Origin of the sequence: Meiothermus ruber DSM 1279, from assembly GCF_000024425.1 — a bacterium.
In the GTDB taxonomy this organism is placed as follows: Bacteria; Deinococcota; Deinococci; order Deinococcales; family Thermaceae; genus Meiothermus; species Meiothermus ruber.
The window spans coordinates 1786213-1806123 of the sequence record NC_013946.1 but is presented as its reverse complement, the minus strand read 5'-3'; the positions used below and the strand labels follow the sequence as shown (position 1 = coordinate 1806123).

The 19911-nt window shown below is 65.7% G+C and carries 16 protein-coding genes, 1 tRNA gene and 1 pseudogene; 7 read left to right on the top strand and 11 right to left on the bottom strand.

The features are described 5' to 3' along the window. Positions 1-43: 43 nt before the first annotated feature. From MRUB_RS16220 to MRUB_RS08850, 4 genes are all read left to right on the top strand, one after another. Complete coding sequence (locus MRUB_RS16220) at positions 44-1255, top strand: vanadium-dependent haloperoxidase (protein WP_013014011.1); 1212 nt, start codon at positions 44-46, stop codon at positions 1253-1255. 32 nt (positions 1256-1287) lie between these two features. Next, the gene (locus MRUB_RS08860; protein WP_013014010.1) at positions 1288-2328 is read left to right on the top strand and encodes an oxidoreductase; all 1041 of its coding nucleotides are present in this window, start codon (positions 1288-1290) and stop codon (positions 2326-2328) included. Beyond that, positions 2325-2816, top strand: a complete 492-nt coding sequence (locus MRUB_RS08855) for a heme-degrading domain-containing protein (protein ID WP_013014009.1) — start codon at positions 2325-2327, stop codon at positions 2814-2816. Before MRUB_RS08860 ends, MRUB_RS08855 begins: the two co-directional genes overlap by 4 nt. A 63-nt stretch (positions 2817-2879) precedes the next feature. After that, on the top strand, positions 2880-4103 hold the full coding sequence (locus tag MRUB_RS08850) for an aminotransferase class V-fold PLP-dependent enzyme (RefSeq protein WP_013014008.1): 1224 nt from the start codon (positions 2880-2882) through the stop codon (positions 4101-4103). A 27-nt stretch (positions 4104-4130) separates the two neighbouring features. Here MRUB_RS08850 and MRUB_RS08845 read toward each other — a convergent pair. Next, positions 4131-4221, bottom strand: a tRNA-Ser gene (locus MRUB_RS08845). Between the two features lie 83 nt (positions 4222-4304). On the opposite strand from MRUB_RS08845, the gene MRUB_RS08840 reads away from it, so the two are divergent. Then, the gene (locus MRUB_RS08840) at positions 4305-4970 is read left to right on the top strand and encodes a PIG-L deacetylase family protein (protein ID WP_013014007.1); all 666 of its coding nucleotides are present in this window, start codon (positions 4305-4307) and stop codon (positions 4968-4970) included. Here the strand turns inward: MRUB_RS08840 and MRUB_RS08835 are convergent. The 5 genes from MRUB_RS08835 to MRUB_RS08815 all read right to left on the bottom strand — a co-directional run bounded on the left by MRUB_RS08835 (position 4873) and on the right by MRUB_RS08815 (position 11084). Further along, positions 4873-6132, bottom strand: coding sequence for a chloride channel protein (locus tag MRUB_RS08835; RefSeq protein ID WP_235438199.1), 1260 nt, complete (start codon positions 6130-6132; stop codon positions 4873-4875). The genes MRUB_RS08840 and MRUB_RS08835 overlap by 98 nt on opposite strands. A gap of 111 nt (positions 6133-6243) precedes the next feature. Continuing rightward, positions 6244-7365 carry an amidohydrolase family protein gene (locus MRUB_RS08830; protein ID WP_013014005.1) on the bottom strand — a complete coding sequence of 374 codons (1122 nt, stop codon included), beginning with the start codon at positions 7363-7365 and terminating at the stop codon, positions 6244-6246. Next, positions 7343-8182, bottom strand: coding sequence for a GNAT family N-acetyltransferase (locus MRUB_RS08825; protein ID WP_013014004.1), 840 nt, complete (start codon positions 8180-8182; stop codon positions 7343-7345). The genes MRUB_RS08830 and MRUB_RS08825 overlap by 23 nt, the downstream gene beginning before the upstream one ends. An 8-nt stretch (positions 8183-8190) precedes the next feature. Continuing rightward, a complete protein-coding gene (menC, locus tag MRUB_RS08820) occupies positions 8191-9303 on the bottom strand; it encodes an o-succinylbenzoate synthase (protein WP_013014003.1) in 1113 nt (370 codons plus the stop codon). A 155-nt stretch (positions 9304-9458) separates the two neighbouring features. Then, entirely contained in the window at positions 9459-11084 is a 1626-nt protein-coding gene (locus MRUB_RS08815; protein WP_013014002.1) for a S8 family peptidase, read from the bottom strand. Between the two features lie 172 nt (positions 11085-11256). On the opposite strand from MRUB_RS08815, the gene MRUB_RS08810 reads away from it, so the two are divergent. Both MRUB_RS08810 and mnmC2 read left to right on the top strand, forming a co-directional pair. Next, positions 11257-12681, top strand: coding sequence for a pyridoxal phosphate-dependent decarboxylase family protein (locus MRUB_RS08810; protein WP_013014000.1), 1425 nt, complete (start codon positions 11257-11259; stop codon positions 12679-12681). After that, complete coding sequence (gene mnmC2 / locus MRUB_RS08805) at positions 12671-13348, top strand: tRNA (5-methylaminomethyl-2-thiouridine)(34)-methyltransferase MnmC2 (protein WP_013013999.1); 678 nt, start codon at positions 12671-12673, stop codon at positions 13346-13348. Before MRUB_RS08810 ends, mnmC2 begins: the two co-directional genes overlap by 11 nt. 3 nt (positions 13349-13351) lie before the next feature. Here the strand turns inward: mnmC2 and MRUB_RS16360 are convergent. The 5 genes and pseudogenes from MRUB_RS16360 to MRUB_RS08780 all read right to left on the bottom strand — a co-directional run bounded on the left by MRUB_RS16360 (position 13352) and on the right by MRUB_RS08780 (position 19899). Further along, positions 13352-14928, bottom strand: a pseudogene (locus MRUB_RS16360) (cation:proton antiporter domain-containing protein). A 105-nt stretch (positions 14929-15033) separates the two neighbouring features. Then, positions 15034-15549 (bottom strand): hypothetical protein, encoded by a 516-nt coding sequence (locus tag MRUB_RS08795; RefSeq protein ID WP_013013998.1) that lies wholly within the window; start codon positions 15547-15549, stop codon positions 15034-15036. A gap of 64 nt (positions 15550-15613) precedes the next feature. After that, on the bottom strand, positions 15614-16927 hold the full coding sequence (gene mnmE / locus MRUB_RS08790; RefSeq protein WP_013013997.1) for a tRNA uridine-5-carboxymethylaminomethyl(34) synthesis GTPase MnmE: 1314 nt from the start codon (positions 16925-16927) through the stop codon (positions 15614-15616). Positions 16928-16933: 6 nt separating this feature from the next. Further along, complete coding sequence (locus tag MRUB_RS08785; protein WP_015586877.1) at positions 16934-17593, bottom strand: nucleotidyltransferase domain-containing protein; 660 nt, start codon at positions 17591-17593, stop codon at positions 16934-16936. Beyond that, positions 17593-19899: a DEAD/DEAH box helicase gene (locus MRUB_RS08780; RefSeq protein WP_013013995.1), complete on the bottom strand. Its 2307-nt coding sequence runs from the start codon at positions 19897-19899 to the stop codon at positions 17593-17595. The genes MRUB_RS08785 and MRUB_RS08780 overlap by 1 nt, the downstream gene beginning before the upstream one ends. Positions 19900-19911: the final 12 nt, after the last annotated feature.

Sequence of the window (19911 nt, the reverse complement as noted above, 5' to 3'; positions counted from 1 at the left end):
TGCCTCCTCGATAAATTTTTGCGCGCGGCGATAGACTGAAATTATGCGTGTATTGGCGTTGCTGCTTGCGCTGCTGAGTTCCTGGGGTCTGGGCCAGTCCAGGGCCTGGATCGCCACCCCTACCCCGGCCCTGCGCGGGCTGCTGGAGCAACTCAAACCGGTGGAGGGCCTGCCGGAGAGTTCACTGAGCTGGGAGACTTTGAGCGAGCTCCAGCGCCTCGAGCTTCTGGGTATCCAGACCCAGATGTTCTCCCCCCTGCGCACCGCCCGGGCGCTGGCCTTGCTCACTGTCGCCATCCACGACGCGCTTTATCTAACCCAGGGTCGGCCGGTCGAGGCCAACGTGCTGGCGGCTTATGCCGCCCAGGAGGTGATGCTCTACCTGCACCCCACCTTTCCCAACCTCAAGGATGCCGTGCGCCAGACCGCCCAGGCCATCTACCGCCAGGCCCAGGCCCAGGGCTGGCCGGAGCCCAACCTCAGGATCAGCCAGGCCCTGGGCCGCCAGGTGGGGTTGCAGGTGGTGGCCTGGGGCCGCCAGGATGGGGCCGCTCGCCAGGTAATCCCCACCTACCCGGCCCCGGCCCCAGGGGTCTGGGTGCTGCCCCTGGGCCGGCCGGCGGTGGAGCCGGGCTGGGGGGCGGTGCGGCCCATTGGGGTGGCCCCCGAGGCCCTGGCCAAAGCCCCGCCACCCCCGGCCTGGGACTCACCCGAGTTCGCCCGTGAGCGGGCTCTATTCTGGGACGAGCAGGCCAAACTAGACGAGGCCGGGCGGCAGATTGCCGACAAGTGGGCCGGCGACCCCGGCACCGTCACCCCAGCGGGCCTCTGGCAGGAGGCGGCCCTGGAGATCCTGCGCCAGCGCCGGCTCGAGGCCACCCAGGCTGTGGGGATTCTGGCCGTGCTTAACATCGCCATGCACAACGCCAACATCGCCTGCTGGCGCGATAAGTTCACCTACTATGTAGCCCGGCCCGAGCAGTGGGTGCGCAGCTTCGACCGGCGCTGGCAGCCCTACCTGCGCACCCCCAAGCACCCTTCCTACCCCTCGGGCCACTCGACCATCAGCGGGGCGGCCGCGACGGTGCTGACGTATTTCTTCCCTGAGGAAGCCCCGACCTGGGAGGCCATGGCCAAAGAAGCCTCGTACTCGAGGGTTGTCGCGGGGATTCACTGGTTTGTGGATGGCCGCGGCGGCCTCGAGCAGGGCCAGCAGGTGGCCCGCCAGGTGCTGGAAGTGCTGCAAAAACCCTAGACTACTGGTAGCCTTGCATCCCAGGAGGCCTTATGACCCTGCCCATTCACGTTGCACTGGTCGGCTATGGTATGGCCGGTAAAGTCTTTCATGCCCCCGTTATTCAGGCGGTGCCGGGCCTGCGCCTGGTGACCATTCTGAGTAGCCAGCCCCAGAAGGTGCATTCAGACTGGCCCGAGGTCTGGGTGAGCGCTTCGCTCGAGGAGATCGTTGAGAACTCCCAGATTGACCTGGTGGTGATCGCCACCCCCAACAACACCCATTACGAGCTGGCCCGGCGGGCCCTGGAGGCCGGTAAGCACGTGGTGGTGGACAAACCCTTTACGCTTTTTGCCCACGAAGCCCGGGCGCTCCAGGCGCTGGCCCAGGCCCAGGGGCGGGTGCTCGCGGTCTTCCAGAACCGGCGCTGGGACGGCGATTTTATAACCCTGCGCAAAATTGTGGAGGCCGGTGCTCTGGGGGAGGTGGTCTACTTCGAGTCGCACTTCGACCGCTACCGCCCGGTGGTGCAGAACCGCTGGCGCGAACAGCCCGGCCCCGGCAGCGGACTCTGGTACGACCTGGGCCCCCACCTGGCCGATCAGGCCCTGCTGCTGTTTGGCTGGCCCCAGGCCGTCTACGCCGATATCGGGATGCAGCGCTATGGGGCCCAGGCCGACGACTACTTCCACGTGCTGCTGCGCTACCCCCGGCTCCGGGTGGTGCTGCACGCCAGCGCCCTGGTACCAGGGGGCAGTCCGCGCTTTGTGGTGCACGGCACCCAGGCCAGCCTGGTGCACCACGGCCTGGACGGACAGGAAAAGGCCCTGAGGGCGGGCTTGCGCCCAGGTGAGCCAGCCTGGAAACCGGACGGTTGCGAAGCCTGGCTGCGCCGGCCTGAACAGGCCCCCGAGCCCGTTGTGGTGGAGCCGGGCGATTACCGGCGCTTTTACGAAGGGGTGCGGGATGCCATCCAGGGTAAGGGGCCCAACCCGGTGCCGCCCGAACAGGCCGTGCGGCTGATGGAGTTGCTCGAGGCCGCCCAGAAGAGCGCGCTCGAGCGCCGCGAGATTGCTCTAGGGGGTGAGGCATGAACACCGAACAAGACCTGAAGGTGATCGCTGAACAGGAGGCCCGCCTGCGCTTTGAGCGCTTCGATGCCGCCGTGGCCTGGAAGCTGGGTGTTCGGCTCAAGGAAGCTGCCGAGGGCCTACACAGCGCCATTGCCATGGACATCAGCCTGTTTGGGCAGCCACTCTTCTTCTACGCCATGCCCGGCGCCACCCCCGACAACGCCGACTGGATCCGGCGCAAGCGCAACGTGGTGCAGCGTTTTCACCGCAGCTCCTATGCGGTGGGCCTGATGCTCAAGCAAAAGGAGAGCAGCCTGGAGGCGCGGGGCCTGAACCCCCAGGACTACGCGGCCCACGGGGGGAGTTTCCCCGTCTTCGTGCAGGGGGTGGGGTGTATTGGGGCCATCACGGTCTCGGGGCTGCCCCAGCGCGAAGACCACGAGCTGGTGGTGGAGGTGTTGGCGGGCTACCTGGGCCTGCCCTACGAGGAGCTGGCCCTGGATCCCTGAACAGCGCGCGGTATCCCGGCGTGTGAAACCCTGGGCCTAACGGGAAAGGACGAACAGCCCGCGATGGATTTTGACCAAGACACCGAAGCGCTCGAGCCGAGCGCCAATCAAACCCGCTTTGGCCGGGCCATGCGCGCCCACTGGTTCCTCGACCCCAGCATCATCTACCTGAACCACGGGACGGTTGGCGCCACCCCAAAGCAGGTGCTGGCCGTACAGCAGGCCCTGCGTGAGGAAATGGAGCAGCAGCCGGCCCGCTTTTTGCTGCGGGAGCTTTCGGCCCTCTCGGGCCCTTCCGAGCGCGCCCTGCCCCGGCTGCGGGAGGCGGCCCAGGCGGTGGCCCGGTTCATGGGGGCCGAAGGGCAGGATCTGGTTTTTGTGGACAACGCCACCACCGGGGTCAATGCGGTGCTGGGCTCGCTCGAGCTGCAACCAGGCGACGAAATTCTGATCACCAACCTGGCCTACGGCGCGGTGCGCAACGCTGCAGCGTTTGCTGCCGAGCGCCGGGGGGGCCGCCTGGTCACGCTCGAGCTGCCCTTTCCGGTGTCCAGTCCGGCGGACTACGTGAACCGGCTGGCCCAGGCCCTCACCCCCCGCACCCGCCTGGCAATCCTCGACCACATCACCTCCGAGACCGCGCTGGTGCTGCCCCTGGCCGCGATGGCCGCCTGCTGCCGGGCGGCGGGGGTGCCGGTGCTGGTGGATGGGGCCCACGCCCCAGGGGCCATTCCCTTGGACATCCCCCGCCTGGGGGTGGACTACTACACCGGCAACCTGCACAAGTGGGCCCTGGCCCCCAAAGGTTGCGGCTTTTTGTGGGTGGCCCCCGAGCGGCAGCAAAGCCTGCACCCGCCGGTGATCTCCTGGGGCCTGGGGCGGGGCTTTGTACAGGAGTTCGACTGGGTGGGCACCAAAGACCCCACCCCCTTTCTGGCCGCGCCGGCGGCGCTGGAACTCATGCAAGCCTGGGGCCTGGATGCCATGCAGGCCTACAACCACCACCTGGCCTGGCAGGCCGCAGTTTGGCTGACCGCGCGCTGGGGATTTGAACCGCCAGCGCCCAGGGCCATGCTGGGCTGTATGGCGACCCTGCCCCTACCGGCCTCGCTGGGGAATACCCGCGAAGACGCCGTGCGCCTGCAGTATGCCCTGCTGTACCAGCACCGCATCGAAGCCCCTATCCTCTGCCTGAATGGGCGCTTATGGGTGCGCATATCGGCCCAGGTCTACAACACCCTGGAGGACGTGGAGGCCCTGGCCCGGGCCATTGAGGCCTGGCAATAAAAAACCGCCCGTTATCGGGCGGCTTGCTGGCGGAGTGGGAGGGATTCGAACCCTCGATACAGGAAACCCGTATACACGCTCTCCAGGCGTGCCCCTTCAACCACTCGGGCACCACTCCAGCTTTGGCCTGCTCATGCAGGCAAGGTTGAGTGTACTAAGGCGGCCTGAGGAGCGTCAAGCTGGTAGCGTATACTTTTGAGCGTGCGCTTACTGGCAGTCTTTCCTCATCCCGATGACGAGATAGGGGTTTCCGGCACGCTGGCAAAGCACGTTTTGCGGGGCGACGCGGCCAAGATTCTCTGGCTTACCAGGGGCGAGCTGGCCAGCCAGTTTGGTGAGACGCCCCCGGACGAGGTGGCCCGCATCCGCGAAGAGCATGGGCACACCGTGGCCCAGATGATCGGCGCGGAGGCGCAGTTCCTGGACTTTGCCGACTCGAGCCTCACCGGCGGGCGCGACGAAGCCCTGGCCATCGCCCGGGTGGTGGCGGCCTGGAAACCGGATGTGGTGATCACCTGGAACCCCCAGGATGTGCACCCCGACCACCGGGCGGCCTACTGGGCCACCCTCTCGGCGCTCAAGTTCTGCCGGATTCCCAAGCTGGTAGGGGAGGCCCACCGCCAGCCGGTGCGGCTTTTGCACTACCACCGCAGCGATATTCCCCGTCCGACGGTGTATGTGGACGTGGGCGAGGACGGGCAGGCGGTGGCCGAGAAGGTCTTCAGCTTCTACCGCGATTTTTACAAGTGGGAGTACAGCCTCGAGGCCTTCAGGGCGAATCGCTCGAGGCTGGGGGCTGAGGCAGGCGTGAAGTTTGCGGAGCGGTTTCAGTCTGAGACCCCGCTGGCCCATCCCTATCTTGGCTGAGCTCCACATCCTCGAAACTGCCGCGGGGGCTGGTGAAGGTGTAGGCCGCAAAGGCCCCGATGAGGGTGAGCGGCAGCAGGCTATAACCGCCGATTTCACCCGCCAGCACCACCGCTGCAAACGGGGCTCGAGCGATACCGGCCAGCAGCGCGGCCATACCCACCAGGGCAGCAGTTTCGGGTGCGGGCGCGATGGAGGGAAAAACCTGGCCTAAAAGCTGCGCTAAAATCAGCCCGCTCAGACCGCCCAGGCTAATTGCAGGGGTGAGCTGGCCGCCGTAGGCGCGCACACCGCCGCCCAGGATTAGCAAGGCCAACTGCACCAGGAAGAGCCCGCCCAGGAAGGGCAGGGTAAGGATGGGGGAGGTGCCGAGCTGTACCCAGGGCAGCCCATTGCCAATGGCTTCGGGCATCAGCAGCAAGACCCCGGCCAGCACCAAGCCAAATAGCGCGTGTCGAAACCCAAAGGTCAGCCGGCGCAACCATCGCTGCAAGAACCGCTCGGCCTCGAGCCAGAGCGTACCCACCCCGGCGCACACCAGCCCGATGACCAGGCCAAAGAAAAGCTGCGGCCATTCCAGCGGCCCTGGGGGTAGCTCGAGCAGCGGCCCATACCCGTGAAAAAGGCCATAAACGGTAAAGCCGGCCAGGGCCCCAATCAGGGCGGGGGCCAGCGCGCCGACCTCGAGGGCCAGCCCCCGGTAGACGATCTCGCTGGCTAAAAGCGCACCGGCCATGGGCGCGTGGAAAGCCGAGGCAAAGCCGGCGGCCATCCCGGCGAATGGCAGAAACCGGCTCGACTCCCCTAAGGGGATGCGCCGTCCCAGCACGCTGCCCACCCATAAACCCAGGGCGGCCATGGGCCCTTCACGCCCCAGGGGTGAGCCGGCCCCCAACTGGAATAAGGCCCCGATGATGCCGCGAAAATACTGGCTGGCCCGCACCGGTTGGCCCGCACGGTATGCGGCCAGGAGCCAGCCCAGGCCCCGGCCCGAACCCAGGTAGCTCGAGGCCGCGAACACCAGCGGCAACAGCAGGGCCAGCCACCAGTAGCTGGGCCCGCGAAAAACCTGCGACAACCCTCCCTCGCCGGGCAGGCCGGGCGGCAGGTAGCCCAGGGTTTCGCCCATCAAGTAACGTTCGAAGAGCTTCAGCACGGACACGAACCCGGCGGCGAATACACCGGTGAGTGCTCCGACGAAGGCGCTGTATAGGATGAGCGAACCGATCTGCATAGTGCACTGCGCGTTGGGCGGTCTGGCCCTGCGGGGCCACTACCAGGATTGTACCTGTGAAACCGGTGTTCCGCGGGTAATGCGAGGCGGCTCGAGCCCCAGCACCCGGTAGCCGTTGCGGGTGGCGGCCCGCACCAGCACCCTGGGATCCACCTGGTTCCACAGGAAAAGGGCCTCGTTGCGCACGTCCAGGTCGGGGCTGCTGCTGCGCGAGTCGGTACCCAGGGCGGGCTCGAGGCGGTGCTTCAGGTACAGTTCCCAGGGCATCTGGCCGCACGCCAGTCCCTGGTTGCTGCGCGGGCAGGTGACGATGCGGGTGCCCGACTGGGCCAGCATCTGCACCTCTTCCTCGTCCACCTGCACGCCGTGCACAATCGTCAGGTGCGGCCCCAGCACCCCCAGTTCGGCCAGGTAGCGCACAGGGGTCAGGCCGGGAACCTCCTGGTAGGCAGGAAAACCATACCGCATGGGGATTTCCTGTAGTGCCCCAGCGCCCTGCGTCATCAAAACCGTTTCCTCGAGGCTTTCGGCCACGTGCATCTGCATGGGAAAGCCCTCGAGCCTGGCGATCTCGACCAGCTTCTTGAGCAGCCCGGCGCTCACGTTGTAGGGCGTGTGGGGTGAGATGCCCACCCGGATGAGGCTGTTGCGCTGGCGCCAGCTCGACAACTGCACGGCTATTTTGCGCGCTACCGAATCGGCCTGATCGGGGTTGCGGTTGATCACTTCCAGATACACCACCCCGGGTAGGGAACTGTGCGCTACCAGCCACTCCACAACCTCTGGCTTGTAGGCGATATCCCCAAAGCCACCCACCCCCAGCGCCTGAAGCTCACCCAGGCCCCGTGCGGCCGCCTCCACGGTGCGCCATGGGCCATGCTCAATCACGTGCTGGATAAAGTTGGGGTAGGTTCCGCGAAAGTAGGGCACCGTGGATAAGTCCAGGTGGGTGTGGGCGTTGACCACCGGGGGCGTGAGGGCCTTGCCTTTGTGCACAAGCGGCGCGTCTGGGTGGCTTTGTCGTAGCTCGGATAGGGGGCCCACGGCGGTCACGTGGCCGCCCACCACCACCAGGCCGCCCTCGAGCATGGGGGTGCCAAAACCCGCGTACACCACGTCGGCCGTCCAGATTTCGGGTTTAAGGTTCAGGGTTGCCTCCAAAGGATGGGCTGGGCGGGTGGTTGCCGGCCACCCGCTCCAGCAGGTAGCGGTTGGGGCCGCGCACAAAGTCTACGGCGCGGTAGCCCCGGGCAAAGTAATGCCCGAATACCTCGCGGCTGTGCATCCGCCACGCCAGGGCCAGCGCGGGGTCGGTTTGCAAAATATGGCCCCAGTCTTCGGGAATCTGCACCAGGATTCTTGGGTCGCTCAGGCCCAGGTAGGCCTCCACGGGCACCTGCTGCTCGAGGCGGTTGGCGAGTGGAAGCCCCGCTACCTCCGGGGTGGGTGCGGGGGCATACATCCGCTGAAACACCCTTGGGGTGCGCAGCTCCCACACCGCATAGGCCCGGTCGGAAGGGGCCCCGGCGTTGATACCGCCCATGGGCCCGTAGCAGTTGGGGATGTAGCGGTGGAAGGTGGCCCCCAGTTTGCGCAGGTTGAAATGGGCGTTGAGCCCCCGCAGCGGGTCGAAGGTCCAGACCACCCGCTCGTAGCCTTTGCTGAGGGCCCAGTCGCGCTGGTAGCGCTTTAGCAGCAGCCCAATCTGGCTGCCCTGGAACTCCGGCAAAACCCCGGCCATGTGCGAGTGGTGGTCGGTGGGGCGGTTAGTGGGAAAGCCAAAGATAAAGCCCACCAGCCGTTCGGGGGCGTTGGGCTCCTGGAGATAGGCCCCCGCCAGCAAGGCCCCCTCGTGCACCAGGGCCATCAGCGTGCCGCTGCGGATGGTGTCGTTGGGGTCGTTCCAGATGGCCTGCTCGAGCCGGGGAATCTGCATGATTTCCTCGGGTTCGTGCAGTTCACGAATCACCACTTGCATAGGCGCACTCAGATGCTTTTGCCGATATAGGCCGACTTCTCGGTGAGGCTTTGAATCAAGTCGCGCTTGAGGGTCACGCCCAGGCCGGGCCCCTGCGGCACGGGCATCAGGCCGCCGGTGGCCTCGAGCGGCTCTTCGATGATGTCCTCCTGCCAGTAGCGGCTGGCGCTGCTGGTATCGCCGGGCTTGATGAACATGGGCAGGGTGGCCACGTGAATGTTGGCGGCCCGGCCAATGCCGGCCTCCAGCATCCCGCCCATCCAGACCGGCAGGCCGTAGCTCTGGGTGATGTCGTGGATTTTGCGGCTGGCCAGAATGCCCCCCACCCGCCCCGGCTTGAGGTTAATCACCCGCCCGGCCCCGATCTCCAGGGCTTTGCGGGCATCCTCGGGCGAGGTGATGGACTCGTCCAGGCAGATGGAGGTGGAGATGGCCGCCTGTAGCTTGGCGTGGTCGAGGATATCGTCGAAGGCCAGGGGCTGTTCGATGTAGTCGAGCCGGGCGGCATCCAGGGCCTTGAAGGTGGCGATATCGTTGAGGCTGTAGGCCGAGTTGGCGTCCACGGTGAGGTTGGCCTCGGGGTAGGCCTCGCGCACCGCCAGGGCCAGCTTGACGTCCCAGCCGGGCTTTATTTTCAGTTTGATGCGCTTGTAGCCCTGGGCCAGCCCCTGGCCCACCTTCTCGAGGGTGGCCTCGAGGCTGGGCTCGATGCCCAGGCTGATGCCCACCGGAATCTCCGTGCGCACCCCACCCAGCACCTTCCAGAGGGGCTGCCCCAGGCTTTTGCACCACAGATCCCAGAAGGCCATCTCGAGGGCGGCCTTGGTCATCTTGTTGCCCCTGAAGCCGGCTATCTCACCCCAGAGCTGCTCGGGGTTGGCAAAGTCTTTGCCCAGCACCTTGGGAATCAAAAGCTCCTGCAAAAGCGCCCAGGCCCCTGGGATGGTCTCCTCCCGGTAGTGGGGGGTGTACTCCATCACGGTCTCGGCGTAACCCTCGAGGCCCTCGCCATACAGGGTGAGCACGATGATGTGGCGCTGGGTCTGCACCCCAAAGGAGGTTTCGAAGCGAAACTTGAGCGGTAGGGAGATGAGACGGAGTTCAGCGGCTTCAATTTTCATGCCCGTATGCTAACGCCCAGGAGGCCAAAAGCCCAGGGTGCGTGCGGCAAATGCAGATTTTGTTCACAAGCGATATATCGTGAAAGAAAGAACGTATAGAAAAGCAAGCCTTGAAGTGGAGTGCCGAGGCCTGGTGGGGGGCGCCATGCCAGGGCTCAGCGCAGAATCTGCTGGATTACACCCCGCAGGGCCTGGGTGCGCTGCTCGAGGCTCAGGCTGTCCAGGTCGCCGCTTACAAAGCTGGCCCGGCCCTTGCCAAAGGTACTGGACTCCGCCAGGGGTTGTTGGCCGGGATAGCTGGCTATAAGCACCAGGCGGCCGCCCTGCTCCACGTAGGCCCGCAGCATCTTACGCTGGGCCTCCGGCCAGCGCTGGCTCCAGTCGGGTGGTAGCACCCAGACAACCAGCGGGTATTGCGCAATTTCTCCAGCCCCGGGCCGCTTGTCGGGGCTGGCCTGCACCACCGTGCTGCTAAGCTCCAGCGCCTCCAGGGCTTTTTGGATCGCCGCAGTCTCGGGGGTTTCGATTACCAACAGGGCGGTTTTGAGGGGGGTGGGTGGTTTTGCTGCCGGAGGGCTATCCGGCGGCGCGGGTTTCAGTGCGGCCAGGGCATCGCCCAGCCGAATCGCACCCTTCCCACTACCGGTGGCCGATAGGGGTAGCGCCGAGTTGAGCAAAGCCTGCCGTACCTGCTCGGCCTTGAAGCCCCCGGACATCAACAAAGCCGCACCGCCGGCAGCAATGGCGGTGCTCACCGAGGTGCCGCTCATGGACATGTACCGCCCACCGGGGATGCTCGAGCGCACGTCCACCCCTGGTGCGACCAGATCGGGTTTTTGCACCACGGTGTTGTAGGGGGTACCCCAGCGCACCTCACCGCGGCTGCTGAAGCCGGCCACCCGATTGGCGGAGTCTATAGCACCGATGCCCAGTACCCCCGGCATGTTGCCAGGGGTGGCCGGGGCCCCACCGGAGTTGCCAATGGCGAACACCGGTAGCACGCCCATCTGCCTCATGCGCTCGATCACAGGTACGAACTCGTTCTGGGTACCCTCGAGGCCCAGCGACATCGAAACGATATGCACGTTCTGTTCGAGCACCCAGTCCAGGCCGCCCAGTACCTGGGCCAGTGTGCCGTAGCCGCCCGGCAGCACCAGCGCCGAAACCAGGCGCGCCTCTGGGGCGACGCCCACGTGGTTACCCACCAGCAGGCCGGCTGTATAGGTGCCATGCAAAGAGGAATCGTAGGGTTCGGCGACGCGGGCTACGCCATCGGCGCTCACTTCGGCAAAAGCCACGATTTTGCCTCGTAAATCGGGGTGTGCGGCATCGACGCCGGTGTCCAGATGGCCGATGCGGATGCCCTGGCCTCGCATTCCCGCAGCCCACAGGCTGGGTGCGCCGATGTGGGCCAGGGCCCAGCTGCTGCCACCGCCAACCGTGTCGGAGAGCGCCCTGGCGACCGGCTGGCCGAGCTGGACGGTGCGGTTGGGGTAAACCCGCCGCACGCCGGGTACCTGGGCCAGGCGTTTGACCTCCGATGCGGGCAGGCGCACCAGAAGACTTTGGCTGGCCCAGAAGCCTTTGCTGGCTTTGATGCGCAGCCGCCCTTCGGCCTGCCCCAAATGGGTCTTCAGCAGGCGCATTAACTCTGCTTTAGCCTGCCCTTTGGGCAGCGCTGGCCCATCAAGCTCCACAATCACCTCCACTGTGGGGGGTCGGGCCTGCGCAGGCGCGACCAGCAGGGTTAGAAGCAGAATGAGCAGTCGGAATGGTGCCATGTTTTCAGGCTAGGTGGCCGTATAGGGCTAGTTTTGAGCCATGGCTAAAGGAATCTTGGGATTCACCTTGAGCCAGGCTTTACCAACCGCGGGGTGGGTGGGTTGAGCGAAGTGGAGGCGGGCTTCCATATTGTGGGGCTGGTTTTGTCGCATTGGGTTAGATTTAAGCTGTATGACACCCGAAGAGTTCAGACGCCTGGGGTACCAATTGATTGATTTCATCGCTGAGTATCGCGCAAGCCTCGAGGCCCTGCCGGTAATGTCGCAAGCTTCACCCGGAAGCATCAAAGCCCTGTTTCCGGCTTCACCGCCCGCACAGGCCGTGGGACTGGCAGGGGTGCAGGAGGGGCTCAGGGCCTTATTCCCGGGTCTGACCCATTGGCAAAGTCCCAATTTTTATGCCTGGTTTCCCTCCAACGCGCCGCTCTCTTCGGTGCTGGCCGATCTGGTGGCTACCGGACTGGGCCAGACCGGCATCACCTGGCAGGCCAGCCCGGCCCTGACCGAGGTTGAGGAGGTTATGACCGACTGGCTGCGCCAGATGTTTGGCCTGCCCGATTGCTTTCAAGGGGTCATTCAGGATACCGCCTCCACCGGTACGCTGGTTGCGCTGCTGACCGCCCGGGAGTGGGCGACGGATCAGTCCCAGGATCGGGGTGGGCTGCAGGCCGAGGCCCGGCCTCTTACCGTGTACGTCTCCGACCAGGCCCACAGCTCGGTGCCCAAGGCGGCTTTGCTGGCCGGTTTTGGGCGCGAGAACCTGCGCCTTATCGAGACCGACGAAGACCATGCCATGCGTGCAGACCTGCTCGAGGCCGCCATAGAGCGCGACCTGGCCGAGGGCCGCAGGCCCTGCGCGGTGGTGGCGGCGGTGGGTACGACCAACACCACCGCCATCGATCCGGTGCGGGCCATTGCCGAACTGTGCCGGAAGTATGGTCTCTGGCTGCACGTGGATGCAGCCATGGCCGGTGCGGCCATGATTCTGCCGGAGTGCCGGGGCCTGTGGGACGGCATCGAGCACGCCGACTCCATCGCCATCAACCCCCACAAGTGGCTGGGGGTGGCTTTCGACTGCTCGCTCTACTACGTGCGTGCGCCCGAGCATCTGATCCGGGCCATGTCCACCAACCCCTCCTACCTGCACTCGACAGCCGATGGTCAGGTAAAAAACTACAAAGACTGGGGAATCCCGTTGGGGCGGCGCTTCCGGGCCCTGAAGATCTGGTTCACCCTGCTCGACCAAGGGGTCGAGGGCCTGCAAGCCCGGCTAAGGCGTGATATAGCCAATGCCCGCTGGCTCGAGGCCCAGGTTCGCCAGACCCCCGGCTGGGAGCTGCTGGCGCCGGTGCCGCTTCAGACCCTGTGCCTGCGCTACAACCCTGCCGGCCTGAGCCCAGCGCAGGTGGATCGGCACACCCAGGACTGGGTGGCCCGCATCAACCGTTCTGGCCGGGCCTTCCTGACCCCGGCTCTGCTCAAAGGGCGCTGGATGGTACGGGTCTCGATTGGAGCTGAGTCCACCGAACGCCGTCATGTGGAGTCGCTGTGGGCCCTGATGCAGCAGGAAGCCCAGAAGGTGCAAATTGAAAGCTGAACCCTTCGAGCCCCTGCGCACCGAGGATGGCTCGCTCACCCTGGTACATCCAGCGTTTGGTGAATCGTACAGTTCCCGTTACGGGGCCTGGATGCAGGCCAACGAGCTGTACCTCAAGCTGACCCAGACCCACCAGCACCCGTCGCCAAGGGTGCTCGAGGTGGGCTTTGGGCTTGGGGTTAATTTTCGGGCGACGCTGGAGAACTGCCTGCAGCGCGGGGTGTGTCTAGAATACCTAAGCTACGAGGCTTTTCCGGTCTCGAGGGAGGTGCTGGCATCGGTGGAGATGCCGCTTTCGGTCGCGGCGCGGAAGGTGTGGGCCCGTATCCTCGAGGGCTGGCCGGCAGCGCCCGGCGGGTCTTTGTGCCAGGAGGGGGCTTGGGGGCGGCTCGAGGTGCGTTTTGAAGACGTGACACAGGCCCTTTTCCCCAACGGCTGGGCCACTGCAGTCTACCTCGACCCCTTCAGCCCCAAGGTCAACCCCGAGCCCTGGCAGCCTGGTGTTCTGAGCAAGCTATTTGCGGCCGCTCGAGGGGGTGCGCGGCTGGCCACCTACTCGGTAGCGGGGGGCTTTCGCCGCACGCTGGCCGCAGCCGGCTTCACAGTGCGCAAGGTGCCAGGCATAGGAAAAAAGGCCTGGACAGTGGCCGAACGCCCCGAAGCCTAGCCCTTAGCTGGCCGCAGTCTCGGTGGGTTTGGGGTCTTCTGCCTCTTCGACCAGGTTGATACCCAGAGCCCGTTCGGCCAGGCGCTCCCCGGCCTCGGCAAAGGGCCGGGAGATGAGGGTGGCCCCGGCTTCTTGCAGGAGTGGATCCTCTTCGCGGTGATAGCTGGTTGCGGCGATGACCCCCGAAAAGCCCCGCTGCTTGAGCCCCTGGGCGGCCCGAAGCTTGGCCTCGAGGTCGGGTAGGGTCAGCAGCACTCCGCGCAACCCGTCCAGATCGATCCGTTCCCATAGCTCGGGGTCTTCGGCGTCGCCATAGCGCACCTGGCGGTTTTTGGCCCGGTGGAACTCGAGCTTGCTCTCGTCGGCGTCGAGCCCCAGCACCCGGTAGCCCTGCCCGGTCAGCATCTTGTAAGCCGCCCCACCCGTGCGGCCCATGCCCACCACCAGCCACTCGGCCCCGCCCAGGCTGGTGGGTTCGTCGTCGGCGTGCAAACCTTTACGCTCGAAGCGCAGTAAGAACCGCTCGTAGCGCTGAAACAGGGTGTGCACCGAACGGTTGAGCGGGGCCGCCAGGGCCAGCGAGATCGCCACCACCAAGCCCACCAACTGACCCCAGGACTCCGGTAAGAGGCCGGCCTCCACGGCGGCCACGCTGGTGATCAGGGCAAACTCGCTATAGCTACCCAGGGACACGCTGGTCACGAAAGCGGTGCGGGCCCGCAGGCCGAAGAGGACAAACAACACAAAAAAGAGGGCGGCTTTGAGGGGGAGCAGGAGTATAAACACCAGGGCCAGGGGGAGTGCCGAGAGGGAGGGCAGACCCATCAGCCCAATTTGCAGGAAAAAAGCCACCAGGAAGGCCTCTTTCAGGCCCCACAGGGTGCGCGACAACTCCGAGGTTTGCGGATGACCGGCCAGGGCCGCCCCTATCAGCAAAGCACCCAGCTCGGGCGATACCCCCAGATTTTGGGCCAGGTTGGCCCCCCCAGGGCCAGGCCCAGGCCGTAGAGCAACAGGAGCTCATCGTGGCCGCTTTTTTCCAGGATCCAACCCACCAAAGGTCGCAGCAAGGGCAGGGCCAGCAGCAGCAGCGCCCAGGGCGTGGGGTTCTTGACCCCCGCGTAGGCCAGCAGGCCCACCGCGACCAGGTCTTGCAAGACCAGAATCCCAACCGCCACCCGCCCGTGAAAGGTGGAAAGCTCCCGGCGGTCGTCGAGCAGCTTCACGGCCAGCACCGTGCTGGAGAAGGCCAGTCCAATCCCTAAAAAGAGCGCGGCATTGGGGCCCATTCCCAACAGAAGCCCAATCAGGCCCAGAAGCAGGCCGAAAAGCACCAGGTGAAGGCCCCCTACGCCCAGCACCTCCAGGCGCACCAGACTGGCAAAACGGAGCTTCAGACCGACTGTGAAAAGCAGCAGCAATACGCCCACATCGGCGATCTGTTCCAGTAAGGGGCTGTTTTGGTAGCCCAGACCCCACAGCGTGAAGCCCGCCCCGAGGTAGCCTACCAGCGGTGGCAGTCCAAGACGGCTTGCAAGCAAGCCCAACCCATAGGCGGCTCCAACCCATGCCAGCTCCATGTCTCAATAATAGGGGACGATCGTCTTCGGGAAGAAACAAGCTCCATACACTTCGGGGATGATTTTTATTGAGGACAGATGGCCCCTTGATCCTTTGTTTTGGTTTTAGCGCCGGGACTTTTTTGTGGCGAACACCCCGAAGGGGGGCTGGCCCAGCCGCCGCGCGAGCCGGGGCATGAGGATGAGGTCTTTGTTGTGGAGCCAGAGTGCGTCCAGCAGGGCTTGGGCCAGGGGGCCGGCATTGGCGTAGCGCCGCAGGGGTACACGGATGGCCTGGCCTTCGGCGGCGATGAGCACGAGCTGCAACCCCCCGCCCAGCAGGTCGCGCAGGCCATCCACCGCTTCGATGCGGGGTAGTGGATGCTCTTCCCAGCGGCCAAAACTCCGGATGCGCAGGTGGGTGGGGGTGACCTCGAGCCCGCTCAACCAGCCCTCGTCGATCCCCAGCAGCACCATGTAGACCCCCAGCAGCCCAAACAAAATCACCGACCAGCGCGGCTCCACCCCCTGGAGCCAGGCCGCCAGACACAAAGCCGCCAGCGCCAGGCCCATCACCATCAGCCCCAGCGCCATCAGGTAGGTTTGCACGCTGCGCTTCGAGACGACAGCAGGCGCTTCCATGGGGGCAAGTTTATGCGGGCCTGCCCTCGGGTACAAGGTGTCGGGCACCCGCCAGGCTCGAGGGCTACTTCCCTACGCAGAAGTTGCGGAAGACCCGGTCGATCACCTCTTCCGAAACGTCTTTACCGAGGATTTCGGCCAGGGCCTCCAGGGCCTGCTCAATGGAGAGGGCGGCCAGGTCTTCGGGGGCTTGCAGGGCTTCTTGGAGGTGCCCCTGGGCGCGGCGCAGGGCCTCCACGTGGCGCTCGTTGCTGACCCAAAGCTCCCCCTCGGGGGCCTGGCCCAGGAGCCGGTGGTGAATCTGCTGGCGCAGCTCTGGCAGGCCCAGACCGGTCTGGCTCGAGACCCTCAGGTAGGCCGCGTCGCTCCAGGCCGGGGCCAGGTCGGCTTTGGTGGCGACCTTCAGGGTACGCTCCCAGGGCAGCGGGGGCGGGGTGGGGCGGGGCTGGCTCTGGTCGGCCAGGTAGAGCACCAGGTCGGCCTCCTGGGCAATGGCCAGGGCCCGCTCCACCCCGCTTTTCTCGATTACGTCGTCGGTTTCCCGCACCCCAGCGGTGTCCACCGCCACGATGGGCACCCCGGCGATCTCCAGGGGGGCCTCGAGGTAGTCGCGGGTGGTGCCGGGGATGGGGGTGACGATGGCCCGCTCGTAGCCCAGCAGGGCGTTGAGCAGGCTGGACTTGCCCGCGTTGGGCGCACCCACCAGGGCGATGCGGGCCCCTTTCTGGGCGATGCGCCCGGCGGGGGCGGTGGCCAGCAGGTGGGTTATCTCCTGCAAAACCGGCTCGAGACCGGCCTGAATCTGGGCCGGCTCCACCCCTTCCTCGGGGTAGTCGAGCCAGGCCTGGATATGGGCCAGCAGGTCAAAAAGTTGCTCCGAAAGATAACTGATTTTTTGCGATAGACCCGCGCTCAAGCCGCGCAAGGCCTGCCGCCGGGCCGCGTCCGACTCGGCCTCGATCAGGCTCAGCACCGACTCGGCCTGGGCCAGATCCATCTTTCCGTTCAGATAAGCGCGCAGCGTGAACTCGCCGGGCTGGGCGGGGCGGGCCCCCAGCTCAAACAGGGCCTGCAAAACCCGTCGCAATACCGCCGGTGAGCCGTGGGTATGAAGCTCCGCGCTATCCTGGCCGGTGTAGGAATGGGGTTGGCGAAACACCAGCAAGAGCGCCTCGTCCAGCACCTCCCCGGTGTGTGGGTCGCAGATCTGGCCGTGGGTAAAGCGGCCCCCGGCCAGCTTGCTGGGGTTTTTACCTTTCCACAGCCTCGAGACCAGCTCCAAAGCACCCTCGCCCGAGACCCGTATGATGCCCACCGCCCCCTTGCCGGGTGGGGTGGCGATGGCCGCGATTACGTCACTGAGTGAAGGAAGGCCCACAAGCTTTCAGTTTATGCGCGGCAGAATCCAGTCAATGAGGGTTAGGGCAGTTTTGCAGCGCTTGAGCGGATCGCCTGCAAACAGGCCCTCGATCAGCTCGAAATGAGGCAGGGGGGTTTCCAGCCGGGTAAGGTGGGTGAAAACCGCCCCGGCAGGGGGCACGGGCTTGTTATTGGCAGCCCACAGGCCCTCCAAAATTTTCTGGCTCTGGATGCTGGAAAAATACCCCATTTTGAGCCGGGCCTGCTCCTGTAAAGCACTCTGGAGTTTGCGGCGGGCTGTTTCCAGCCAGTGGGCCAGGGCTTTGCGTTCGGCTTCGGGTACCTCGTAGGCTTCGAATAGCTGCTGGGCCTCGAGCCGCAGCGCGGCCAGCTTGCCCTCAGGGTCATGGAGGATTCTGCCGTCCAGGTGGCTATACAACTCCATAGGGTGGCGGCGCATCTTGTCGCGGGCCTGTACCAGGTTGCGAAAGTGTATCTCCACCAGGTGGCCGTCTTGTTCATAACTTCGAAAGCCACGTTCCGTGACCCCACTCAGAAGCACCCAAAAGTCAATATCGGCAAAAGGGGAGGCGTCGCCTCGAGCGCGCGAGCCGGTCAGCAACACCCCCACCACCTTGGGGTCGGACTTGAGCGAGTCTACAATTTGAGCGATCAGGTCTTCCATCAGTTGGGCTTTCTGTTGCGGTAACGTGTACTGAGCCATTCTGCCAGCAATAGCGCGGCCTGCTTGTCCAGGAACTGGTTGCCGTTGCCGCACTTGGGTGACAGGATGCAGCGCGGACAGCCCGCTTCGCAAGGGCAGCGCTGAAGCAGGTCGCGGGCCGCGGCCACCCACCGGGGAAACTGCCGCGCGGCCGCTCGAGCATACCCCACGCCGCCGGGGTAGCCGTCGTAGATGAAGATGGTGGGGCCGCTGCCCGAGGGCAGGGGCCGGGGGTAAAAGGGGTACGAGACCCCCCCGATGTCCTGCCGTTCGGCCAGCACGAAGAGGGGCAGAAGGCCGATCAGGGTGTGCTCGAGGGCGTGGATGGCCGAGGGCACCAGGGCCTCGGTCAGGAAGCCACGCTCGGGCCAGCGCGGCTCCACCGGGTTGCCCGCTTCCACCGTCGGCAACACCGCCAGGCCCAGGCAGGGGTGGAACCAGACGGCTTCGGTCTGGAAGGTGAGTTCCGGCATCAGGAGCGCGACCTCTTCCAGCACCACCTCGCTGACGAAGCGCTTTTTGACGTACCCGGTCACCCGCTCGCGCAGCAGCACCGACCCCACCCAGACCCCCTCGAGCATTTCCTCGCCTTGCAGCACCTCGATCTCGGTCTCGGCCCGGGGCTGGGTGTAGTAGTCCTCAAGGCCCGGCAGCAGCACAATTTCCCGCCGCTCGAGGTCGAGGTTGCGCACCAGATAACCCTCGCCCTGGTGCAGGTAGACCGCGCCCGGATGGGCCTCCCAGTAGGCCTGGCGCTCGTCCAGGGTACCCAAGAGCTTCCCGGTGTTGTCGCGCAGGCTAAAGGTTTTGCCAAAGCCGCGCAGGATTAGGGCCTGGTGGGGGTTGCGCACGGTGGAGAAAAGCCGCCGGTGCTTTTCGATCAGGGGGGGCTGGATGTTGTGCCAGGGCTTGTAAAAGGGGTCGAGGGGCTGGGTGCTGGCTTCCACAGGTAAGGCGATGGGCAGCTCCCGCGCGGCGCAGTGGGCGTGCAGGGGGAAGAGCGTGGGGTTATCGGGGTCGGCGATGGCCGACTCCGGGGCGCCGGTCAGGAGCAGCTCGGGGTGTTGCTCGAAGTAGGCATCCATGGGGTCTTCGCGGGGAATCCAGAGCACCAACGCGCGCTGCTGCCCGCGCCCAGCCCGACCGGCCCGCTGCCAGAACGAACTCACCGAGCCCGGATAGCCCAGCAGCACCACCACCTCCAATCCCCCGATATCCACCCCCAGCTCGAGGGCGCTGGTGCTCACCAGCACCCGAACCGTGCCTTCCTGCAGGGCCTGTTCCAGCTTTCGACGATCCGCTGCGGTATAGCCGGCCCGGTAGGGGCGCACCCGATCGTCGGCGGCGTAGCGGGCGACCAGCTCAGCGGTGCGGCGGGCGTTGGTGAAGATCAGGGTGCGCAGCCCCTGCTCGGCGGCGTGGCGGGCCAGCAGGGCGGCCTCGAGGTTGGGGCTGCGGCGGTTTTTGCCCTCTTTATCCAGGGCCTTGGGCACCCAGACCGCAAACTCGCGCTCGGCCCCCCGGGGGCTGGCGGTGATTTGCACGAACTCGAGGCCGGTCAGGCCCTGGGCGTGTTCGGCGGGGTTGGCGATGGTGGCGCTGGCCGCGATGACCTGCGGCCTGGCCCCGTAGTGCCAGGCCAGCCGCAAAAGCCGTTGCAGAATCAGGGCGGTGTGAGAGCCAAACACCCCCCGGTAGGCGTGAAGCTCGTCCAGCACGATGTAGCGTAGCCGGGCAAGAAACGCCGCCCACTCGCCGTGACGCGGGAGCAGGCCAAAGTGCAGCATATCGGGGTTGGTGAGGAGGGCGCGCCCCTGCTCCCGGGCTTTTTTGCGCTGCGAGTCGGGGGTATCGCCGTCGTAGGCATAGATTCGGTCGGCGACCTCGAGCACCCGCCCCATCTGCCGCAACCGTCCCAACTGGTCGTGGGCCAGGGCCTTGGTGGGGTAGAGCAGCAGGGCGGTCTGGCCCTCGAGCACGGCTTTGAGCACCGGGGCCTGAAACACCAGGCTCTTCCCCGAGGCGGTGGAGGTGGCCATCACCAGGTGCTGGCCCTGCTCAATGACGGCAAAAGCCTCGGCCTGAAAGCTAAAGGGTTGCAGCTCGAGCGCGGCCAGTACCCCCGAGAAAACCCCGTTGTAGGCCGCTTTTTGCGGTGGCTCGGCGGGCAGCAACCGCACAAAGGCGAGCTGTCCGGCGTAGCCCTCGAGGTCGCGCAGCCATTCAGCGTAGGAGGTGTAGGGCAGTAAGGCCTTGGGCAACGACATGCTTCAAAGGTG